General features: G+C 47.6%; 18 protein-coding genes. 17 read left to right on the forward strand and 1 reads right to left on the reverse strand.

The window, feature by feature from the left end:
• Nucleotides 1–95 precede the first annotated feature (95 nt).
• The 12 genes from BLR65_RS05600 (at nt 96) to BLR65_RS05655 (ending at nt 14,088) form a co-directional block, all read left to right on the forward strand.
• A complete protein-coding gene (locus BLR65_RS05600) occupies nt 96–1,763 on the forward strand; it encodes a sigma-54 interaction domain-containing protein (protein ID WP_169716994.1) in 1,668 nt (555 codons plus the stop codon).
• Nucleotides 1,764–2,038: 275 nt separating this feature from the next.
• Nucleotides 2,039–3,571, forward strand: a complete 1,533-nt coding sequence (gene hutH, locus BLR65_RS05605; protein ID WP_093793211.1) for a histidine ammonia-lyase — start codon at nt 2,039–2,041, stop codon at nt 3,569–3,571.
• Between the two features lie 96 nt (nt 3,572–3,667).
• A complete protein-coding gene (locus BLR65_RS05610; protein WP_093793212.1) occupies nt 3,668–5,062 on the forward strand; it encodes a sodium:solute symporter family protein in 1,395 nt (464 codons plus the stop codon).
• Complete coding sequence (locus tag BLR65_RS05615) at nt 5,062–5,322, forward strand: hypothetical protein (RefSeq protein WP_093793213.1); 261 nt, start codon at nt 5,062–5,064, stop codon at nt 5,320–5,322. Before BLR65_RS05610 ends, BLR65_RS05615 begins: the two co-directional genes overlap by 1 nt.
• Before the next feature lie 3 nt (nt 5,323–5,325).
• Nucleotides 5,326–5,868 carry a hypothetical protein gene (locus BLR65_RS05620; RefSeq protein WP_093793214.1) on the forward strand — a complete coding sequence of 181 codons (543 nt, stop codon included), beginning with the start codon at nt 5,326–5,328 and terminating at the stop codon, nt 5,866–5,868.
• A gap of 79 nt (nt 5,869–5,947) precedes the next feature.
• Nucleotides 5,948–7,498: an HAL/PAL/TAL family ammonia-lyase gene (locus BLR65_RS05625; protein WP_093793215.1), complete on the forward strand. Its 1,551-nt coding sequence runs from the start codon at nt 5,948–5,950 to the stop codon at nt 7,496–7,498.
• Nucleotides 7,499–7,642: 144 nt separating this feature from the next.
• Nucleotides 7,643–9,676 (forward strand): urocanate hydratase, encoded by a 2,034-nt coding sequence (locus BLR65_RS05630; RefSeq protein ID WP_245692487.1) that lies wholly within the window; start codon nt 7,643–7,645, stop codon nt 9,674–9,676.
• 47 nt (nt 9,677–9,723) lie between these two features.
• Nucleotides 9,724–11,004: an imidazolonepropionase gene (gene hutI / locus BLR65_RS05635; protein ID WP_093793217.1), complete on the forward strand. Its 1,281-nt coding sequence runs from the start codon at nt 9,724–9,726 to the stop codon at nt 11,002–11,004.
• A gap of 2 nt (nt 11,005–11,006) precedes the next feature.
• Nucleotides 11,007–11,897 carry a glutamate formimidoyltransferase gene (gene ftcD, locus BLR65_RS05640; protein ID WP_093793218.1) on the forward strand — a complete coding sequence of 297 codons (891 nt, stop codon included), beginning with the start codon at nt 11,007–11,009 and terminating at the stop codon, nt 11,895–11,897.
• Nucleotides 11,898–11,918: 21 nt separating this feature from the next.
• Entirely contained in the window at nt 11,919–12,545 is a 627-nt protein-coding gene (locus tag BLR65_RS05645) for a cyclodeaminase/cyclohydrolase family protein (RefSeq protein WP_093793219.1), read from the forward strand.
• Nucleotides 12,546–12,729: 184 nt separating this feature from the next.
• A complete protein-coding gene (hutG, locus tag BLR65_RS05650) occupies nt 12,730–13,752 on the forward strand; it encodes a formimidoylglutamase (protein ID WP_093793220.1) in 1,023 nt (340 codons plus the stop codon).
• Nucleotides 13,753–13,788: 36 nt separating this feature from the next.
• Nucleotides 13,789–14,088 carry an XdhC family protein gene (locus tag BLR65_RS05655; RefSeq protein WP_093793221.1) on the forward strand — a complete coding sequence of 100 codons (300 nt, stop codon included), beginning with the start codon at nt 13,789–13,791 and terminating at the stop codon, nt 14,086–14,088.
• Nucleotides 14,089–14,143: 55 nt separating this feature from the next.
• Here BLR65_RS05655 and BLR65_RS05660 read toward each other — a convergent pair whose 3' ends face one another.
• Nucleotides 14,144–15,541: a sigma-54 interaction domain-containing protein gene (locus tag BLR65_RS05660; RefSeq protein WP_093793222.1), complete on the reverse strand. Its 1,398-nt coding sequence runs from the start codon at nt 15,539–15,541 to the stop codon at nt 14,144–14,146.
• Between the two features lie 417 nt (nt 15,542–15,958).
• Here BLR65_RS05660 and BLR65_RS05665 point away from each other — a divergent pair, with 417 nt between their 5' ends.
• The 5 genes from BLR65_RS05665 (at nt 15,959) to BLR65_RS05685 (ending at nt 22,638) form a co-directional block, all read left to right on the forward strand.
• Nucleotides 15,959–17,368: a YfcC family protein gene (locus BLR65_RS05665; protein WP_093793223.1), complete on the forward strand. Its 1,410-nt coding sequence runs from the start codon at nt 15,959–15,961 to the stop codon at nt 17,366–17,368.
• Nucleotides 17,369–17,473: 105 nt separating this feature from the next.
• Nucleotides 17,474–18,892, forward strand: coding sequence for an S-layer homology domain-containing protein (locus BLR65_RS05670; protein ID WP_093793224.1), 1,419 nt, complete (start codon nt 17,474–17,476; stop codon nt 18,890–18,892).
• A 124-nt stretch (nt 18,893–19,016) separates the two neighbouring features.
• Nucleotides 19,017–19,484, forward strand: coding sequence for a (2Fe-2S)-binding protein (locus BLR65_RS05675; protein ID WP_093793225.1), 468 nt, complete (start codon nt 19,017–19,019; stop codon nt 19,482–19,484).
• A 5-nt stretch (nt 19,485–19,489) separates the two neighbouring features.
• The gene (locus BLR65_RS05680; RefSeq protein ID WP_093793226.1) at nt 19,490–20,338 is read left to right on the forward strand and encodes an FAD binding domain-containing protein; all 849 of its coding nucleotides are present in this window, start codon (nt 19,490–19,492) and stop codon (nt 20,336–20,338) included.
• Nucleotides 20,339–20,358: 20 nt separating this feature from the next.
• A complete protein-coding gene (locus BLR65_RS05685; RefSeq protein WP_093793227.1) occupies nt 20,359–22,638 on the forward strand; it encodes a xanthine dehydrogenase family protein molybdopterin-binding subunit in 2,280 nt (759 codons plus the stop codon).
• Nucleotides 22,639–22,663 lie beyond the last annotated feature (25 nt).

Consider the following 22,663-nt stretch of genomic DNA (forward strand, 5'->3'; position numbering starts at 1 on the left):
TAGAAAGATACGGATTGACGAAATAGGGAAGATGCCGGTTGCCCCAGAGAATGGCAATGTCTTCGGCAAAGACTGGTTACCGGGGAGGAAAAACAGTGGCTTTTAGCAGTGTAATTTGTTTTTTGGATGACAACAATATACTACGGAGTTGCGAGAGCAGCAGTGATGGAATGCCTGGGATATGGAGCGAGTATACCGGCAAACTTATTACTGATTTTCTAGATATTGATGTAACGTTAGCCAGTGGCTATGCCCGGTGGCAGGGAAAAGTACTGAAGTTTGTCCAAAGCAAGAATAGGATGGGGAAAGGGACAATCTTATTTATTGCGGCTTGTTCTGACCACAGCGCCATTTATGAACAAGCGATGGACAATATTGCCGAAGGCATCCAGGTTTTTGACAGGAACGGCTACTTGCTGTTCTGCAATAAAGGCAATGAGCGCATTGAAAAAATGGATCGAGCGAAGATTATCGGCAAACATTTGCTGGATATCTATGAATTGGATGCCGACTTCAGTACGATTCTCACAGCGCTTAAGACCAAGGCCCCGGTCATTAACCGCTGTGACAATTTTAAAAATAAGTACGGCGAAATGATTACCACGATGAATTCCGGCTACCCCTTGTTTATGGATGACCAATTGATCGGCGCTATTGGGCTGGTGCAGGATAATTCCACTTTGGAAACGTATTGGACGCGAGCCAACGTTTTTGAAAAATACCTGTCCAAGCGGGAACAGGGCGGGAACCATGAGAAACGGAAAAATTTTTATACATTGAAATACTATACCTTTAATGATCTGATTGGTGCAAATACCAGCTTTGCGGAAGCCGTTCACTTAGCGCGTAATATTGCCTTGCAGGACTGTGCTGTGTTAATTTATGGCGAAACCGGAACAGGCAAGGAGCTGTTTGCTCAGAGTATTCATTCGGCAAGCAAACGGAAGTATAAAGAATTTGTCGCCATTAACTGTGCCGCTATTCCGGAAAGTCTTATTGAAGGAATTTTATTTGGCACGGAAAAGGGGACTTTTACCGGCAGCTCCGACCGTATGGGATTATTTGAACAGGCTGAAGGCGGCACCTTATTTCTGGATGAAATTAATTCGATGGCTTTGCACGTGCAATCAAAATTGCTGCGGGTGCTGCAGGAAAAGAAATTTCGCCGGGTGGGCGGCTTAAAGGATATTGAGTGCGATGTCCGGATTCTGTCGTCTACCAATGAAGAACCCCTGGCCTGTATTGAAAATAGCCGGCTGCGCAGGGATTTGTACTATCGGATCAATACCGTAACCGTGAATATTCCTCCTTTGCGGCAGCGCCTGGATGATATTGAACTGCTGACTCATTATTTTATTAAACAGCTATCGTGCCGCTACTCGAAAAAGGTCACCACGGTAGCAGACCAGGTTATCGAAACATTTAAGGCGTATACTTGGCCCGGCAATGTGCGCGAACTTTTGCATGTATTGGAATACGCCTTTAATATTATGGAGGGGCAACGTATTGATCTTCATTGTTTGCCGAAGTATTTTGCCGTTCAGCAATCACCAAAGACGGTTACTGGTACGCCGGCTGCATGCAAACCCATTTTGCACCACCGAACACTGGAAGAATTGATGGCTGAATATGAGCAAAAAGTCGTGATCCAGGTATTGCAAGATTACAACTATAATGTCAGTAAAACCGCCCAAGCTTTAGGGATTAAGCGGCAAAGCCTGCAATACAGGCTGAAAAAATATAATGTCAGACCAACAGAATAATTGATTGCTGAAGCTTGAAAAAGTACTGCAAAATGATTATGCATGCATAGTCATTTTGCAGTACTTTTATTTTCATTGCGGTTTTATAGCTTGAAAAACAGAGCAAGACTATTAAAATTTGAATTTTTAGTCCCAAAACATGCATGCGTGACGGACTGCTGTGTGAAATATGTGAAAATAAAAAACATTTCAATACATAACTTTGGCATGGTAATTGCTTTATATAAGAGTTGTGCGATACATACAGTTACAGGCAAAATAATGGGAGTGGCACTATGCAAAAGAATATGTGTAAGGTAATAATTGACGATTCTCTGCAAATTGCAGATATTGTCAGGGTAGCGCGGGATAAGGCCCCGGTAGCCTTGTCAGTGGAGCGGGAAAAAATAGTCCGACGGTTCCGGGAAAAGGTAGACGCGTTTTTAGTGGAAGACAGGGTGGTTTATGGCATTACTACCGGTGTAGGGCCTTTTTGGCGAAAAAAAATTTCCCCGGCTGATTCTATGGTAATGCAGGAAAAATTTATTATGAGTCACGCCTGCAATGTGGGCGACCCTTTTCCGGAGGAAGTTGTCAGAGCCTTTTTGCTGGTTTTGGTCAACAACCTGTCCCGGGGGCATGCCTGCATTCGGCTGGATACGCTGCATACGCTGATCACCATGCTGAATAAAGACGTTTTACCTTACATGCCGCAAAAAGGCTCTGTCGGTTATCTGCAGCCGGGGGCGCATATGGCCCTGACTTTATACGGCAAGGGAAAAGCGTATTTTCAGGGCGAACTGCTGGCCGCAGCCGCGGCTATGAGCCGGGCCGGGATTGAGCCGATAAGGCTGGAGGCCAAAGAGGGACTCTCGCTGATGAATAATTCTTCTTTTATGACGGCTGTTGGCAGTTTAGCCCTGTATGACGCCATTCAGTTGGCTAAAATTTGTGATGTGGCCGGTGCTTTAAGTTTTGAAGCCCTTGAAGGCAATATCAACCATTTTGACAGCAGGCTGTGTGCGGTACGCCCCTACCCCGGCATGCGGCAAACGACAGATAATCTAAATAAGCTGCTTGCCGGCAGTCAGCATGCGGAAAATCCCCCCCGCTATCTGCAGGATGCCTTAAGCCTCAGAATGATGCCCCAGGTTCATGGGGCCTGCAAAGATGCGATCCGCTATGTTGAGCAAAACCTGCAGATTGAATTGGCAGCGGTCAGCGATAACCCGTTGGTTTTTGAACAGGCAGATGAAAATATCGTCATTCACGGGGGCAACTGCGACGGGGCTCCTGTCGGTCTGGCCCTGGATGTGCTAGCCATTCCCATTGGGCAATTAACCAACATTTCGGAACGACGGTTATATCGGCTGCTGGATACTAATTTGAGCGGGCTGCCGCCGTTTCTCATCAACAATGGCGGGCTTAACAGCGGGTTTATGATTACGCAATATACAGCAGCTGCTTTACTGGCTGAGAACAAGCTGCTGGCTCAGCCGGTATCGGTTGATTCTATCCCGACTGCGGCCGGGCAGGAGGACTACGTGAGCTTTGGTTGTATTGCCGCCAAAAAGGTCCGGAGCATGATCGAAAATCTGCGAAATGTTGCCGCCATTGAACTACTGGCGGCATGTCAGGCAATTGACCTGTTGTCGCCGGGTAAACTTGGCGCAGGCACCGGGGAAGCCTATTCGCTGATCCGGGAAGTGGCTCCTTTTATGGAAGAAGACCGCATGCTTTATCAGGATATCGAATCTGTCAGTCAATTGATCCGGTCAGGGGAGCTGGTTAAGCGCATTGAAGCTAAAACCGGCGTACTGTCCTATTGATCAGTAATTTTGAGTAGGAGGTGCAGGGCCGCAAAAGACGATGAGTAATTTAGGTGGTTGATTGTGGTTAAATATCGTAAAGGTAGGTGTATAGTAATGTTTTTATCATCTTTTGACAATGTGGTTATTGCCGTATTTACGCTCTTCATTGTATTTGTCGGCTACCATTTTTCCAAAGCCGTAAAAGACATGGAAAGTTTTTATCTGGGGAATCGCAGTCTGCCCTGGTCCTTGATTGTAGGTGCTTTGGTAGCTACCTGGTATGGGGGAGTGGGTACGGTGGGAACGGTAGAATATGCCGCCCTATACGGCCTTTCGGTTTGGTTAATCTGGTGCGTTACCGCGCATGCAGGCCGGATACCGCTGGCTTTGTGGGTCGGTCCCAAAATTCATGTCAGAACAGATATAACGGTACCCGATTTGCTGGAAAGTGTTTATGGCAAAGGGGTGGCTGTGCTTGGTGCCATTCTCATGCTTATTTACTGTACGCAGGTGGGAAACGTGACGGCAATGGGCTTTATTGGCAAGGCTGCCTGGGGAATTGATAATGTGACTTCCGGTGTTGCCTGTGTGGGGATTGTTATTGTGCTGACGGTGTTGGGCGGCCTGATGGGGGTGGCCGTAACCGATATGGTATTGTTTTGGTGCATGTGCTTTGGGCTGACCATGGTCTTGCCCGGTCAATGGGCTGATATTGGCGGCTGGGCAGGTCTGCAGCAAGTTTTGGCCGGTACGCCGGAAATGCTGGATCCTATCGGCGGTTTTACACCGATGAAGGCGCTCATGCTGATCGTGTTGTCGTTTGGGGTTTATGCCGATCCTACCTTTTATCAGCGGTTTTCTGCGGCTAATTCGCCGAAAGTAGGCCGGCGGGCCTTATTATCCTGCTTTACGATTTGGGTTTGCTTTGATATTGTGCTGACTTTGACCGGACTGGTCGTTAAAGCCAAATATCCTGACATGGTGCCGGGTGAAGGGTATATCAGGGTGGTTTTGGAAAGTCTGCCCGAAGGGATTAGAGCGCTGTTCATTATTGGCTTGCTGGGAGGAACAATATCCGCATTGGACGGCTATTATTTGTCAGGCGGCGCCACGCTTGCCAATGACATTTATGCCCGATTAAAGGGCAATCTTTCGCAAAAACAGTTGGTGACTGCCACCCGTGTCGGTATTATTATTGTTGCCGTGATGGCTACGCTGGCGGCTTTTCGGTTTACGACCGCGCAGGACGCCTTTATTTTCATCAGCAGCCTGTGGATGGCTGCCGGTTTTGTGCCGATAGTCGGCGCCTTAATTTGGCCGGGGAAAAAGACGGTGCTAGGCGGTTACATGGGACTGCTTGCCGGTATTATTGTTTTTTCTTATTTTAAAATATTCCCGGTGGAAGCATTTGAAATGGAACCGCTTGTTACCGCTTTGCCGGTATCGCTGTTTGCCTGGATAATTGGGAATAGGTTTGGCAAAACAGTCGTGGAAAAGGAGGGTTTCTAATGCTTGATAAAAAGAATTTAGAAATAAGCTGGTTCGGTCTTGATGGTTTTTTGGTTGTGTTATATTTTGTTTTTGTCGCGATCATCTACTATGCGATTACGGCGCGCAATGATTTTATTGTCGGCGTCGTCATACCTTATGGGCTGATGATTACCGTAACCCTTATTTTTCTTAATTACTTGTCCATTGTGTTCAAGTTTAGTAGAGGCAAAGGCCGAGAAAGTGACGGAGGCCAAAAATCAGATTGTGCTGGAGAGTAAGCTATGAATATCAGGGCATTTCCTATTTGCCTCAATCAAGAAGAAGCAGGGAAGATGGCTAAAAAGCAGGGGTATTGGCTGCGGAAGATCTTCTGTCCGGGCAAATCCCTGTCAGAAGTCAGACTGCATTATATCGAATGCAAGCTGATTACTTATGAAGTTACCCATCAGCCCGGCCTGTTAGACAAGTTGTTTAGGCGGAAGACAACGGCCGGTAAGCAGACCATTACGATGCTGGCGGACGGCAGCAGCAGTTCTGTCGCCTGGGTTGATGCCGTACCTACTATTGTAACCTTGGAAAATGTCTGTGAGGAGCAAATTCAATATGCCGATAAGGATGAAAATTTTTTGATTAATAAGGGTCGTACTGCAGCTTTAAAAATTATCCACCGCCATGTTGGCGGCATTCCCGAAATTAGGGAACTTAAGGTCGAAAGCGTCTTCAGACCTTACTGGATCGCCTTTTTTGGCGAAGTTATCGCAGGGGAAAAAGTTCATTATTCTCCCATTGCCGCCGACGGGTATAAGATCCAAAAAACGATTTGACAGTGAGTCTTAGTAAAAACGACTCGAATTAAGGGAAAGCAGTACATGCACGTTTTTCCCCAATCAGGAGGCAGTAGTCATGGGAGAACAAAAAAATATTGATAATACATCGGTCGTAGTTCTTGGCGGCGAAATGAGCATGGAAGATTTAGTGGCCGTTGCCCGCTTTGGCGCCAAGGTCGAATTTGCCGATGAATATTGCCAGCGGGTAAAGAAATCACGGGCTTTAGTGGAAAAATGGGTCGGTGAGGAACGGGTCATGTATGGCATCACCACCGGGTTTGGTGCCATGTGTACCCAGGTAATATCGCCGGCAGAAACGACTCAGTTGCAACGAAATATTGTGTTGTCGCATGCTACTTCGGTAGGGCAGCCCTTAGCCATCGAAGAAGTACGGGCAACCATGTTTATGGTATTGCAGAACGTGGGGCAGGGATTTTGCGGCGCCCGGCTGGAGACCGTCGAACTGTATCGACAGTTTCTTAATCGCGGCCTTACGCCGTTTGCGCCCCGGGAGGGATCGGTGGGGTACCTCAGCCCGGAGGCGCATATGGCATTAGTGTTAATCGGTGAAGGGCAGGCTTATGTGGGGCAGGAACTTTTGCCTGCCCAGGAAGCGCTGCGGCGGGTTGGCCTTGCGCCAACCGAACTATCTGCCAAGGAAGGTTTAATTCTGGTTTCCGGGACGACCAGTGTTACGGCCTTGGGTGCGCTAGCCCTATACGATATGTTGAATGCGGCAAAGTGCGCCGATATTATCGGGTCGATGACACTGGAGATCTTAAAAGGGACTACGCGGGCATTTGACGAACGGTTGATGAGTGTCCGGCCCCATGCGGAGCAACGCGACACAGCCGCTAATGTACGAAATATATTAAAAGATTCGGAAATCGCGGCGCATTTTTGCAATTACCGTCTGCAGGATGCCATGTCCATCCGCTGTATCCCGCAGCTTCACGGCGCGGCCAAGAAAACACTGAACGATGCGCTAAAAACGATAGAGACCGAAATAAACTCCTGCTGTGACAACCCGGTCATCTGGCCGGAAGGAGAAGATGGCGAGGCCATTTCCGGCTGTAACGCCGATTCTTCCTATGTGGGAATTGAGCTGGATTCGGCGTGTATTGCCGCCACCATGCTGGCCAAGATGTCGGAGCGCAGGAACAACCGGCTGGTAGACGGTAACCTGTCCGGCTATCCTGCCTTTTTGATAAAAAATCCCGGACTTAATTCGGGGTTAATGGTACCGCAGTATACGCAGGCCGGTTTGCTTAATGACATGAAGATATTATCCCATCCGGCGACAATTGACGGTATTCCCACCTGTGGAAACCAGGAAGATTATGTTGCCATGGGTTACAATGCTGTAAAAAAGGCCAGACAAATCGTCGAAAACCTTGAGTTTATCCTGGCGATTGAGTTATTGTCCGTCTATCAGGCGCATCAATTCCTGGAACTTGATAAGGCACCGGCCACGCCTACCCAGGCTGTGCTCAAGGAAATTGCCGTAACTGTGCCGGTTATGCAGGAAGATATTTTTTTGTATCCTCACATCAATACCATCAAAGCTTTACTTCATCAGCAAAAAATAGTTAAATTGGTGGAAGCCAAAACGGGCAAATTATTATAAAATCTGTTGGTCAATAATAATGCTTGTTTACGTTCTAGTTATCTAATACGGTATGTGACGGTTTTGACGTTTCGTTGACGCGAAGCATGCTATAGTAGCATTAAAGTTGATCACTATTGATAAATCATGTTTGGAGGGATCGGTGTGTCTGTAAGTAATAGCGGAATTAGTAATGCCATGCAAATTAAACTGGATAACGTACTGCCGGCAAAAACGGTGTTTACAGAAGGGATTCGTCGTGCGCCCAACAGAGGTTTTCGTTTAACCAAGGAACAGACCAAAGTTGCCTTGAAAAACGCCCTGCGTTATGTCCCGGAAGAACTGCATGCAGAGTTGGCGCCGGAATTTATGGAAGAACTGCGTACACGCGGCAGAATTTACGCCTACCGGTATATGCCTAAAGAAAAAATTTACGGAAAATCGATTGACGCCTATAAAGGCAATTGTATCGAAGGCAAAGCTTTTCAAGTCATGATTGACAATAACTTAGACCCGGCTGTTGCGCTTTATCCGTATGAACTTGTTACCTACGGCGAAACCGGCAGCGTCTGCCAAAACTGGCTGCAGTACCGGTTAATCAAAAAATATCTCGAGGTTTTGACCGATCATCAGACTTTGGTTGTGGAATCAGGCCATCCTCTGGGATTGTTTCCGTCCCGTCCGGAAGCACCCCGTGTCATTATTACCAATGCTCTGATGGTGGGCATGTTTGACAACCAGGAGGACTGGGAAATTGCTGAACAAATGGGGGTAGCGAATTATGGTCAAATGACGGCCGGCGGCTGGATGTACATCGGGCCGCAAGGTATTGTTCACGGCACCTTCAATACGCTTCTTAATGCGGGCCGCCAGCGGCTGGGCATTCCGGCTGACGGGGATCTGCGCGGACATTTGTTTATTTCCTCCGGTCTGGGCGGCATGAGCGGCGCTCAACCAAAAGCTATTGAAATAGCCGGTGGTGTGGGGATTATTGCCGAAGTAGATTATTCCCGGATTCAAACCCGTTATGACCAGGGCTGGGTCAGCAAGGTTTCGGACAACTTGGATGAAGTGTTCAAGATTGCGGAAGAATATCAGGCCAAAAAAGAAACGATTTCGATCGCCTATCATGGCAACATTGTTGATTTGCTGGAATATGCGGTGAAAAACAATAAACATATTCCCCTGCTGTCTGACCAGACTTCCTGCCATGCTGCTTATGACGGCGGCTATTGCCCGCAGGGCCTGACCTTTGAAGAGCGGACCAAATTATTGGCAACCGACCGGGATAAATTCCATGAGTTGGTCAACAAGAGCTTACGGCGCCATTTTGAACTGATTAAAATTTTGTCAGAACGGGGAACCTATTTCTTTGATTACGGCAATTCTTTCCTGAAAGCCATATACGATGCCGGGGTTAAAGAAATTGCCAAAAACGGGCACGACGAACGCGACGGCTTTATCTTCCCATCCTATGTAGAAGATATCATGGGACCGGAGTTGTTTGACTATGGCTATGGTCCGTTCCGCTGGGTCTGCCTGAGCGGCAAGCCGGAAGATTTGCATAAGACCGATAAAGCGGCGATGGAATGTATTGATCCGAACCGGCGCGGCCAGGACCGTGACAATTATATCTGGATTCGTGATGCCGAACACAATAAAATGGTCGTCGGCACACAAGCCAGAATTTTATATCAGGATGCGGAAGGACGTCTAAGAATTGCGTTGAAATTTAATGATATGGTGCGTAAGCAGGAAATTGGGCCTGTCATGCTGGGACGCGACCATCATGATGTCAGCGGCACTGATTCACCGTTCCGGGAAACAGCCAATATTAAAGACGGCAGTAATGTAATGGCTGATATGGCCGTACAGTGCTTTGCCGGTAATGCTGCCCGGGGAATGAGCCTGGTTGCCCTGCATAACGGCGGCGGCGTCGGCATCGGCAAATCCATCAATGGCGGCTTTGGTATGGTGCTGGACGGCAGTGACCGGGTTGACGGAATTTTACGCCAGGCGATGTTATGGGATGTTATTGGCGGTGTAGCCCGTCGGGCCTGGGCCAGAAACGAACATTCCATTGAGACCATTGCCGAGTTTAATCAGAAATATGCGGGTAAAGGCCATGCGACATTACCTTATATTCCGGCGGAAAGCCTGATTGACAGTGTGGTTGACAAAGTATTTGCCGGAAAATAGTAACAGGTAAATCTTTGTTGGATACTTTAGCAGGAAGGAACGGAAAGATGACAGGGAAAAAATTGCTGATTAAACATGCAGCTGAATTAATTACCTGCGCCGGCGCTGCCCCCAAAAAGGGGGCGGCAATGGCGGATATTGGTATTATTTCGGACGGTGCCTTAGTGGCTGAGGCGGGGAAAATTGTCTGGGTAGGACCTACCGACGACTTGCCGCCCGATAGTGAGGAACAGTGTGAAGTGATTGATGCTACCGGGCAGTGTGTCATGCCCGGATTTGTTGATTCTCACACCCATATGGTATTTGGCGGTTACCGGCCGGAGGAATTTTTCTGGCGGCTGGCAGGGACTCCTTATCTGGAAATTCTGGAGCGCGGCGGCGGTATACTGAACACGGTTCAGGCGACCCGGTCGGCCAGCTTGGCGGAATTAAAAGACCTGGCCGCCCGGCGGCTGGAAAATATGCTGGCCATGGGTGTGACGACCGTTGAGGGGAAAAGCGGTTACGGCTTGGACCTGGACACCGAACTGCGGCAACTGGCTGTTATGGATGAACTCAACCGGGAACAGCCGGTGGAAATTGTGCCGACCTTTTTGGGGGCGCATGCCGTACCGCCCGATTATAAAGGACGTACTGACGACTATGTCGACTATATGATTAAAGAAGTATTACCCGCGGTCGTCCGGCAGGGAGTAGCCGAATTTTGTGACGTATTTTGCGAACAGGGAGTATTTTCGCTGGCCCAGTCCAGGCGTCTGCTGGCAGCGGCCAAAAACATGGGCCTACAGGCCAAACTGCATGCGGATGAGATTGTCTCGCTGGGGGGAGCCGAACTGGCTGCCGAACTGAATGCCTGCTCGGCCGATCATCTGCTGCAGGCCTCTGATGCCGGAATTGCTGCGTTAAGCCAAGTGCGCACCGTAGCGACGGTATTGCCCATGACGGCTTTTTGCCTGCGTGAATCCTATGCCCGTGCCCGGGTCATGATTGACCAAGGCGCAGCCGTGGCTCTGGCGACAGATTACAATCCCGGCAGTTGTTTCAGCCATTCGATGCCGCTGGTTGCGGCGCTGGCTGCTATTCAGCTTAACATGAAACCGGCCGAAATCGTGACAGCGCTGACCATTAACGGTGCGGCCGCCGTAAACCGGGCGGACAGAATTGGCAGCCTGGAGATTGGCAAGCAGGCCGATGTGGTGATTTTGGGGTATCCGTCCCATCTGTATTTGGTGTATCATGCCGGTATGAATATTGTGGACAAAGTAATCAAACACGGCCGGCTTATTTGGAATAAGTCCGGCAGAAAGCAGCATGGAAAGGAGCAATAATTGTGGGAAAACTTGTTGAATGCGTACCTAATTTTAGTGAGGGCCGGCGGCCGGAGGTCGTTGCGGCAATTGCCAATGAAGTAAAAAATGTACCAGGCGTTACTTTACTTAATGTCAATTCTGATGCCAGCCATAACCGGACGGTCGTTACCTTTGTCGGTGAGCCGGAGGCGGCTAAAAAGGCTGCCTTTAATGCTTGCGCCAAAGCGGCCGAACTTATCGATATGGAACAGCACCAGGGCGAACATCCCCGCATTGGGGCTACGGACGTCATTCCGTTCATTCCTGTAAGTGATATTACGATGGAAGAATGCGTTGAACTTGCCAATGAACTGGGGCAGGAAATCGGCGAAAAGCTGAATATTCCTGTTTATATGTACGAAGCGGCCGCCAAAACACCGGCACGGGTAAAACTGCCTGATGTCCGCAAAGGGGAATATGAAGGGTTAAAAACAGCGATTGCCACTCCCGAGCGCAAGCCTGACTACGGCCCGGCCCGCATGCACCCTAAGGCCGGGGCGACCGTTGTGGGCGCAAGACAATTTTTAATCGCTTATAATATCAATTTGAGCACCAGTGACGTCAGCATCGCCAAGAAAATTGCCACCAGCATCCGCGAAGCCAAAGGCGGTTATAAATACTGCCGGGCGATGGGCGTGATGATTGAAGAACGGAATATGGCGCAGGTTACGATCAATATGGTGGATTACACCGGCACGCCGCTGCACCGGGTATTTGAGACGGTTAAATCAGAAGCCGCGCGTTATGGCGTGAACGTGATCGGCAGCGAAATTGTCGGCATGGTGCCGCTGCAGGCGCTGATTGACACGGCTGATTTCTATCTGCGGCTGGAAGGGTTTGAGCGTAAGCAGGTTTTAGAAGAGAACCTCTAATTAAGTAAAGGGGCGGATGGCATGTTAATGGACATGAAAGTTACTGATTTTCTCGCTGAACTGGGCTCAAGCTCGCCGGCGCCGGGCGGCGGCAGCATTTCGGCTTTGGCCGGAGCACTGGGCGGTGCGCTGGCGGCCATGGTTTGCCGCTTGACGGTAGGCAACGACAAATATGCTGAAGTGCAAAGTGAAGTGGCAGCGATTCGGGACCAGGCTGATCAGATCGTTAAAGAACTGGCCGGTTGTGTTGACGCCGATACCGAGGCGTTTAACCAGGTCATGGCAGCCTACAAGCTCCCGAAAGCAACAGAGAGTGACAAGGCTGAACGCAGCAAAGCCATTCAACAGGCCATGCGGCATGCTACCGAATTGCCGCTGGGGGTTGCCACAAGCTGCCTCAAGATACTGTCGATGGCGGTACGGGCATTAGCCATTGGCAACAGCAATGCAGCCAGTGATGCGGCGGTTGCCGGCCTCATGGCCCATGCCGGTCTGCACGGGGCGCTCTATAATGTTAAAATAAATTTAAGCAGCATCAAAGATCAGGATATCCAAAAAGATATTCAGGCAAAAGTAGCGGCGCTTGTAAAAGAAGACGAAGGCCTTCATAAACAGCTGCTGGAAATTGCCGGCAAGGTTATTGGTTAATAGAATTCATTTATTATAGGGAAGCCAATCAAGATTACTTCTGTCAGGGTGTTAGTATATGGCGGTTGATCTAGCTATTACTATGCCCTGCCGGAAAATCTTTATTGGATACTATAGAGAGGGACTGAGCTCATGATGAGTATCAGTTCTTTGTCGTATAATCGGAAAAAGGGTTTGGTGTACAATGTTAAACAATCGATATGTGCCGGCCGATATGAGTGTGTGGCGGGGACGAATTGACAGCGAAGATAACTATGATGCCTTTCGTTGGCATCAGTGGATACGCGCCATAAATCTAAATAGTCCGGACAGGCTGCCTGTTGCGGGAAAGCTTGGTTTTGTCCTGTTGGGTTTCTGTTGCGATGAAGGAATCAGGCGTAATTACGGCCGGACCGGGGCGGCTAAAGGGCCTGATGCGATCAGGCGGGAGCTGGCCAATCTTCCCTGCAATTTTTCTCAGGAGGTTCTGTTGTTTGACGGGGGAAATATCCTCTGCCCCGATGAGGATCTGGAAGCAAGCCAGGCGGCGCTTGCCAATGCGGTAGCAAGGGTTCGTGAACTGGGGCTTTTTTCATTGGTCCTGGGTGGCGGGCATGAACTTGCTCTGGGGCATTACCGGGGGCACCGTAAGTATCTGGCTGACAGCAAACAACTCCCGGAGATCGGTATTGTTAACTTTGATGCTCACTTTGATATCAGGCCTTTTGCCCATGGCAGCAGTTCAGGAACTATGTTTAGACAGATTGCGCAGGAAACCATTGCTGCCGGCCAAAAATTTCACTATTTATGCATGGGTATTCAGCGCTACAGCAATACGCTGGAATTGTTTAAGACGGCCGCGCGCTATGGCGTTGTCTATATACCGGCAGAAGAAATTAATGTTAAAGGCGACTGGAATGTCATTGAAAAACTGGATGAGTTCATGAAAGCAACAAAAAACATTTATATTACCGTATGTGCAGATGTTTTTTCCACCGCCTTTGCCCCCGGCGTCAGCGCGGCCCAACCGCTGGGACTTAATCCGGAAGACGTATTAAAATACCTCAAGCATATCCTGCGTTCAGAAAAAGTTATCGGTTTTGATATTGCTGAAGTATCGCCAAGATTTGACCAGGACAGCACAACCGCCAGCCTGGCGAAAGTTTTGATTTTTTCTGTGGTTAACACGCTTTGCAAACTACAGGGACTTGACCGCCGGTTATTTTGACAGTGTCATTTACTTGGTAAAAACTTAGTCATCCAAATGGAGGATACCATAGTTTATGCCATAAACGCTGCCCGGCAGGCTGCCCTGGTCAGTATTATTGCCACAAGTGGTTCCACGCCGCGCAAAGCCGGGGCGATGATGCTGGTTTATCCGGATGGCCGTGTTATTGGCACGATTGGCGGCGGCTGTGCGGAAGCCGAGGCCAGGTTGACGGCGCTGGATGGAGGACGATCATTTCTCTATAAACTCTTTATGTCCGGGGAAACGGCGGCAAATGAAGGTATGGTCTGTGGCGCATGGAAATCTTTATTCAGGTTGTGTAGTACCGTTAGATAAAAAGCCCAAGGGCTGATCTCAAAAAGAGTATCAGTCCTTGGGCTTTTTAGATAGCTTATTTAACTACGAATTGCACGTTTTTGGTAATGCCTAATTTTTTTAGGCGAACTTGCAGATTCTGCCGGTGAATACCAAGCGCTAATGCAGCTTTGGTTATGTTACCCTTGCTTGCTGCAAGAGCACGGATAATTAGTTGGCGCTCTATCCCTTCCAATGTCTGGGGCAATGTTTGATTTTGGGCAGTGGCTGCTTCAACGGTGTGCATAGGTATCAGCGATTGCTTGTGAAAATAATCGGGAAGGTAGGCTGCAGTTAGGGTGGCTTCATTATCATCAAAGAAATTGACGGCGTTTTCGAGTACATGACATAACTCACGGACATTTCCCGGCCAGGAATAGTTTTGCAAGGTTTCTTCCAAATCAGTTGAGAGTCTGGTTATTTGTTTGCCATAAGCCTTGTTAAATTTGCTGATGAAATACCTGGCCAGCAGCAAGATATCCTGCTGACGTTCACGCAAGGGGGGAATATGCAAGTTAACAACCGCTACGCGATAAAAAAAATCTTCCCGCATTTTATTTTCAGCCAGTAAATTGTGGCAATCCACATTGGAGGAACTAATGATCCGGCAATTCATAGGTTCCTCCTGGTTACTGCCAAGGCGGCGGAACTTCTTTTCCTCAAGGATGCGTAGCATTTTAGCCTGCAGCACTAAGCTCATGCTGTTTATCTCATCTAAAAACAAGGTGCCTCTTCCTGCCTGCTCCAATAATCCGGGTTTATTTTCCGCGCCGGTAAAAGCGCCTTTGGTTGTGCCGAAAATCATACTTTCCAGTAATGTCTCAGGAATAGCAGCACAGTTTAAAGCGACAAACGGCTGGGAGTTAGCTGGTCCATAATTATGAATGCTTTGGGCAAAAATTTCTTTGCCGGTACCTGTTTCGCCTGTTAATAATATGGGGGCCGGACTACAGGCCGCTTTTTTTGCCTTGTTAATGACTGCGGACATTAAGGGGCTCCGGCCGATTAAACAGTCAAAGGTATAGGTGGTGCCATTTTGCAAGTTAGCGCTGCTCTGACAATAATTGTGCAGTTGCTCTTGCAGTTTATATATTTTGTTAAGTAAATTCGTCATTTCGGTAATGTTCTTATTAATAGAGCAAACAGCCACAATTTCCCCGTGCTTTTCGATAGGAATGATGGTTGACAGCATATGTACCTCACGGCGATCTACGGTGATGTATTTCGTATATTTATCAAAGGAGGGCTTGCCTGTGAGGAATACACTGCGCAATTCATCCAGCATATGCTGGCGCTGCGAGGGCTCAAAACGTTCGATTTTATTGTTAAAAAACAACTCGTCACCCTGTTTGTTAATCACGTAGACAGCATCCTGGATATGATTGGCAATTGTCTGTAAGTACAGTAATGTATCAAAATCAGCCATGGGTTTCATTCACCGCCTGCTAGCAATTTTTTGTCGGGAAATGATATAGACAAAGCTTCGGTGCAACAAATCAATGCGCAAAAAAATGTTGCTATTGATTAATTATAATGCTTGCAACAGAGAATGTGTAGTTCAATTTTAGCAGAGAAGCTAATTAATTCAAGGGGAAAATAATACAAGGTGAATATGGGATTTTTGGCACGGATTTTGCGTTAAAGAAGTAATGATTAGAATAGTCTGAAGGTTCAATGACAGGCAATACGAAATGGGAGGAGAGATAGTCATATTAATTATCCGGAAAATATTACTGATAAAATGGGGTGAGACGATAAGAAATTAGCAGTAAGGACAAAAATAAAGAAGCCATTTTTTTAATAAAAAACTAACCTTATTTGTTATAAAACAAAATGCTAAGGAGATAATTACATGTCGGAGCTGTCAATAAAAAAGAAAAGTAGTCTTGCAGAGCGTTTCAATAATTCCATTGTAATTTTGTTTTCTATTTTAGCGTTTATTGCCTTACTATCCTATGTAATTCCTGCGGGAGAATATGATAGGGTTCAAGTTGGCGGACAATTATTAACGAAGGCAGGAAGTTTTCATACTATTCCATCCTCGCCGATGACGTTTATGGGTTTTTTCCAGGCTGTTCCCCAGGGAATGCAGGCCGCGTCATCCTTATTGTTTATGATACTTCTTATTGGGGGATCCATCAGGATTTTTGACAGTACGGGTGCTATACGTTCTGCACTTGGAAGTTTGATCAATGTATTTGGCAAGGATAAAGGCGGTTGGATTTTAGCTTCCATTGTCATCTTTTTTGCACTCATTGGTGCTTTTCCCGCCATGTTTGAAGCTACTATTCCCTTTGCGCCCATTTGTGTATCAATAGCACTTGCATTAGGCTATGACGTCGTAGTTGGTGTGGCGATAGGATTATTGGGAGTTGCTGTTGGCTGGACGGCTGGACCGACTAACCCGTGGACAGTTGGCATCGGCCATAATATTGCTCAACTTCCGTTATTCTCCGGATTTTCCTACAGGTTATTTGTCCTGATTGTATTAGTAGCTATAACCATTGTGTATATATTACGGTACGGTAACGCAGTAAAAAGTGGCAGAAGAAAAAGCGTTATGGAAGGTATAGACATCTCTGAATTCGATGCTTATAAGTCTTTAGGAGATGACATATTTACCGTAAGGCATAAACTGATAATACTGACCTTGGCAATAACAATCGGCGTATTACTTTACGGGACATATAACTGGCACTGGCAAATTACAGAAATGTCGGCTATCTACATTTTAGGGGGAATTATTGCCGGTCTTATTGGCGGATTCAGTCCAGGTAAAATTGCGGATGAATTTATTGATGGCGGTAAAGCAATATTTATGCCGGCAATGGCAGTCGGGCTTGCAAGATCAATCCAGATTATCATGAACAATACCCATATTACCGACACCTTGGTATATTATTTTTCTATCCCTTTGCAGGGGTTGTCGCCAGCAATTTCTGCGGTGGGCATGTTTATTGTACAATCTCTTCTAACCTTTTTTATTCCGTCGGGAAGTGGACTTGCTATGCTGTCCATGCCAATCATGGTTCCTTTATCCGATGTTATTCATTTAAACCGTCAGATTGCTATACTGGCTTTTCAATATGGTGATGGCTTAGCACATCTTTGTTTTCCCACCACCGCAGTTACGGTGGCATTTATTGCAGTGGGTAAAATTCCCTTCTCAAGATGGCTGAAATTTATAATGCCGTATCTTTATCTGGTATGGGCTTTTGCAGCCATTTCACTGGTAATTGCAGTGGCTGTAAACTGGTCGTAGTGAAGTCTAAGTTCCTTATAAAAATAATGTAAATCGACAATAGGGGATGTAATACAGAGTTGGGGTTATTTGCACAGTTATTTTACAAAAAGGTGAGGAGAGAAAATGAAAAAGAGTTTCACAATTATGCTTATTACATTGTTAATTATGACCGTAACCGGAACAGCTTTGGCGATATCTTCCTTTAGTGATGTACCTGAAAATCATTGGGCTTATGATTCGGTAAAAAAATTAGTTAAAGCCGGATTGGTTGAAGGTTATGATGATAATACTTTCCGTGGTGACAGGGCGATGAGCCGTTATGAGTTTGCCATTATGATTGATAAGGCAATGCAACGCTATGAAACAGCTGATGATACTAATAAAAAATTGATTGACGGACTGTCTGCAGAATTTGCTACAGAATTAAATCGTTTAGGATCACGTGTAAGCAAATTGGAAGCAAAAACTAAAATTACTGTTGGTGGAGACACCAGGATGCGCTATATGGTGGATAATCCTACTGTTAATGGTGCTAAGAAATTGCATGGATCGGATCGATATGATTTTCGTCAGCGAATTAAATTTTCAGGTGCTCTGAATGATGACATTTCCTGGACAAGCCGTTTGAGTACAAACTATGGGAATAAATTTGGCAATACCGATTCTTCTCCCGGTTCTACTGTCTATTTAGACATTATGAACATTACGGCTAAGAATGTTCTTGGTTTGGATAGTATACGAGTCGGTCGGTCAGCACTTGATGTTTTTGGTAATGGATTGATGGGCAAGCCCATGGCAGTTGATGGAGTTTTAATTAACGATACCTTTGGCAATGTGAAGTTTAGAGGCTGGACAGGTAATATTAAGTCGGATACAAGTCAGGGGAATGGTTTGGGAGACAGTGGAAACGCCAATCAGTTAACTACTGCGGAAGTAGGATTTAAATTAGCAGATAACTTAAATCTTAGAACCGGTTATTATTGGGCAGATGTTCCCGGCACCAGTACTGCCAATGGGTCAGGAACTATGAATACCAGTGTTGGTAGTTTTGGCAGTTCAAAAGGTTGGTCGGTTTCTGCCAATTACAAGATAGGAAAATACACGCTCTTAGCGGATTATATCAGCACTACACTCAGTGATGCCGTTACTATACCTTCCAATCCTAAGGGATGGTCGGTTCAGTTTAGCAATAGTCAGGGACCGGCAGTATACTATTCGGCAGTGCCATTGGTTAACCCGGAAAAAGTAGGTTCTGACGCCTGGTCGGTTTCCTATCGTAGTCTTGATCCCGGTGCTACTCCTTCCGGTGCCGGAGGTTTTGATACTACGGCGGTTGCTTATCCTACTAATCCTTATAACATTTTCACTCATGGCAATGACAATGTAAAAGGCTTGTTCTTAGCTTATCAAAAGGTTGTTGCTAAGAATATGATTGCATCATTGGAGTATCAAGATGTTAAGCTTAAAAATAAGAGTTTAACTACGCTGTCGTCGGATAGTCTTGATAAGACATACATGATAAAATGTGAATTCTTCTATTAATTTAATTTTATAAGCAACTCTTATAAAAATAGTAGACTTGTCCCCGCACCGGCAATCCAATCATGTATTTGAATGGATTGCCGGGATATCCGGAAAGCACCATTGCCAATAAAGGGGTGAAAACATGCTGATTAATCTTACTGTAAACGGAAAAATGCATACACTTGAGGTTGAACCGCAGGAAAGGCTGCTTGACATGCTGCGGCTGAAACTGAAATTAACAGGTGCGAAAGAAGGCTGCGGTGAAGGAGAGTGCGGTGCCTGCACGGTTATAATGAACGGGGAGGCCGTCAATTCCTGCATGGTACTGGCGTATCAGGCCAGAAATGCCGAAATCCTGACAATTGAGGGCTTGGCGCCTGCCGGCGGACTGGATGTTATCCAGCAAGCCTTCGTTGATAATGGAGCCATCCAGTGTGGGTACTGCACACCAGGCATGATTATGAGCACCAAGGCGCTGCTGATGAAAAATACCAAGCCGACGGCAGCGGAAATCAAAGAAGCCCTTGCCGGAAACCTTTGCCGGTGTACCGGTTATATAAATATTGTCAAGGCGGTTAAGGCTGCCGCTAACGAATTGAATGGAGGCTAACCCGGATGGCCGGCTATAAGATTGCAGGTTTTTTGGAGCTCAAAGACGTTTTACAGGAAGTCAGGCATACTTGTGCTAAAATTGCTTTTATCAGCGGCGGCACTGATTTTATCAATAATAATGAGGGAAAAAATGCGGAATTAGTGATCGATCTTTCCCAGGTCGCAGATTTAAAATATATCAAGGATTTAGGCACGGAAATTCGAATTGGCGGCGGTACTACATTTGCCTGTCTGGCAGCAAGTCCGGTGATTAAAGCCAAAGTCAGTGCGCTGGCCCAGGCGGCAGGACGGGTGGGTTCGGTACAAATAAGGAACCGGGCAACCATCGGCGGCAATATTGCAAGCGGTTCGCCGGCGGGAGACAGTTTGCCGGTGCTTGCCGCCCTGGATGCCAGTATTCAAGTGGACGGCATAAACGGGCCACGCAAACTGTCACTGGCGGAAACTTTGCTGGGGCTTCAGGAAAAGGAAATCATCACTGAAATCGTGATTCCGACTTCTCCTGAGCGCCGCAGCGCCTTTGTGAAAATCGGCAGCCGGTCACAAGTGACAATTGCCAAGCTGAGTCTGGCTGCGAGTATTACTTATAACAGCAGTAAAAGGCTGATTGTCGCCGGCAAGGCGGCTATGGGGGCCATTGGTAAAATACCCGTATGCCCGCTTGCCCTGCAGCAATTTTTCAGCCAACGGGTTGTTGATGAATCTTTTGCTGATGATCTAGCACAATTGCTTATCCAAACGGTGGATGAGATGATAGCAGGCCGGGCTTCGCATCCCTACAAAAGAAGCGCAGTCAAAGGTCTGGCTTATGATTTGACCGCAGTGCTGTTTGACGTTTGTAAACAGAATTAGACAGGTCAGGAGGTAATAGGATGGACGAAAAACCTGCGCGCAATTTCAAATATGTCGGCAGGTCCATACCCATCGACGACGGCGCAGCCAAGGCCAGCGGGCAGATCCGCTATACCGGGGACATGGCTGTGGATGGAACGCTGTATGCTCAACTGGTATTCAGTCCGGTCCCGCATGGCCGGATTCGGAGCATTGACACGGCAGCGGCTATGGCTGTGCCCGGGGTTGTGAAAATATATACACGCGAGAACTCGACCAGGGTAAAGTATAACGCCCAAATGTGGTTTGCCGGGCAGAACGCCAGCGAAGACCAGGAGCTTTTTCCCGCTGTCGTACGTTATGTGGGGGATACCGTAGCGGCGGTAGTCGCCGAAACGAAAGAGGCCGCTAATACGGCGGCAGGTCTGATTAAAGCCGAGTTTGATCCCTTACCTGTTGTTATCGACCCGGAAGCGGCGCTTAGCGGAGAGGTTAAGCTTCATGACAGTGGCAATCCATTTTTTTCAATGGAAACCGGTTGTGGAGATGTTCAGCCGTTTCTGCATAGTGACGGTAAGAATTTTGTGATTGAAGACCGGGTGGAGACACCCAAAATTCATCATGCCGCTATGGAAACCCATGTGTGTATTGCCGTACCGGACCATCGGGGGAGAATGACAGTATACAGCCCCTGCCAGATTGTATATTCGGTGCGCCTGATTGTAGCCAAGGTATTAGGTGTGCCTTACCATAAAGTTCGCATTATTAAGACTCCCATTGGCGGTTCCTTTGGCGGCAAACAGGAAGTTACGCTGGAAACCTACTGCGCCTATTTTGCGAAAGATTTGAACAGGCCGGTAAAAATCGAATTTGACCGGTGGGCGAGCATTGTAGCCACCCGGACCAGAACCAAGACGATCGGCTATGTAAAAACGGTCGTCACGCCGGAAGGCAGGATTTTGGCACGGGATATTAAACAGATTGTTGACACCGGTGCTTATACGTCCAATGGGCGCGCTATTTGTTATGCCATGGCCAAAAAATTGTTTAGGCTATACCGCATTCCCAACCAGCATTACCGGGCCGTCGCTGTTCACACCAATACGGCGATAGCGGGTGCGGCCAGGGGCTATGGCTCGCCCCAGGTGCAGACAATTACGGAAATTAACCTGGATAATGCGGCCAGGCGGTTAAAGATGGACCCGGTTGCGCTTCGCTTGCAAAACCTGGTGCATCCTTATGATGACGACCCGTCAGGCGGGCCGAATCTGGGAGATGCCAGAATAATAGACTGTGTGCACAAAGGTGCGGAAGCTTTTGGCTGGCGTCAGAAATGGAACAGGCCCAAGCAGACAGGACGCTGGCGAACCGGTGTGGGGATGGCCTGCGCCACCCATGTTAACGGTTATTACGGTGCTTACCAGGAATTTGGGACAATGACGATTCGTATGTTGGAAGACGGCAGCATTATGCTTAATGCCGGGCTGCATGATTTGGGCAATGGTACGGTAACCGCCATGAAGCAGATTGTCGCCGAAGTCCTGGATATTTCGCTGGCTATGATCGAAGCGCCGGAAGCCGATACCGATATCAGTCCGTACGATATCGGCTGTCAGGCCAGCCGGGTGATTCATGTCTGCGGCGCCAACGCCATGCGGGCGGCCGAAGAACTGCGCGATTTATTTATCAGAGAGGCAGCGAAAATATTTTCCTGCCGTGAGGATGAGGTAACGCTGGAAAACGGCAGGATTTGGCCTGGCTGCGAACCGGAGAAGGGCGTAAGTTATGGTCAAATGGCGGCCGCCATTCAACAAAAAAATCAGATTGAGCTTATTCGGACCGTCACCTATCAGTCACCGGCCAATCCCGGTTCTTATGCAGTCAATTTTGTGGAAGTCGCAGTCGACACCTTCACCGGTTTTGTCAAAGTTACCGATGTCGTAGCGGTACATGATGTCGGTCAGGCAATTAACACGGGGTTTGTCGAGGGGCAGATCCACGGTGGCATACAAATGGGCTTGGGTATGGCAATTTCCGAAGATCTTGATTACGACGCAAAAACCGGCGTTGCCCGTGGTAGCCGTTTTAGCAAATATCATCTGATTAATGCGCCGGATATGCCGCCTGTCAAAGTTATCTTGATTGAAAATGGTGGCGAGTATGGCCCTTATGGCGCTAAAAGTGTGGGTGAGATAGCAACAATCCCGATAACCGCAGCAACCGTGAATGCCATCAATCACGCACTGGAAACCAATCTGACCGCATTGCCGGTTACTCCCGCGAAGATTATGGCCGCCCTGGCGATGCGGCAGGCTAATTAATAAAAAAAGCTGCCCAGGCTATCGC

Origin of the sequence: Sporomusa acidovorans (genome assembly GCF_900101845.1) — a bacterium.
Classification (GTDB): Bacteria; Bacillota; Negativicutes; order Sporomusales; family Sporomusaceae; genus Sporomusa; species Sporomusa acidovorans.